Annotated in this window: 1 pseudogene; it reads left to right on the top strand. The window is 52.7% G+C overall.

Going from position 1 to position 313, the window contains the following annotated elements:
- Nucleotides 1–313: pseudogene (locus tag B3180_RS04290) on the top strand (MFS transporter permease); the annotation flags it as partial.

Below are 313 nucleotides of genomic sequence, written 5' to 3'. Positions count from 1 at the left end.
CCCGGACTGCTGACCTTACTCACTGCACTCGTTATCATTTTTGCTCCGGAGATGGATGGTCAGCGGCCTCTGTTTGTTGCTCTTCTAGGGGCGGGAGTCGCGTTATGGGTGGTTGCTGCACTGCTTTATGCAGGGATCCCTGAAGTTGCGGGGGCAACAGAAGGCGGCGGCAATGCGTTGACCGAAGCAGTAAAATCCATGTCGCTGCTTTGGCAGAATCGTCAGTTTGGTCACTTTGTAGTATCACGTGCGTTATTGGTAGCGGCTGCTTTCGCCATTCCTTACATTGTGGTTTTCATACAGCGAGAAGGAG

The sequence above is a fragment of the Idiomarina sp. UBA4206 genome, from assembly GCF_002383015.1.
In the GTDB taxonomy this organism is placed as follows: domain Bacteria; phylum Pseudomonadota; class Gammaproteobacteria; order Enterobacterales; family Alteromonadaceae; genus Idiomarina; species Idiomarina abyssalis.
This window is presented reverse-complemented; position numbering and strand designations above follow the sequence as displayed.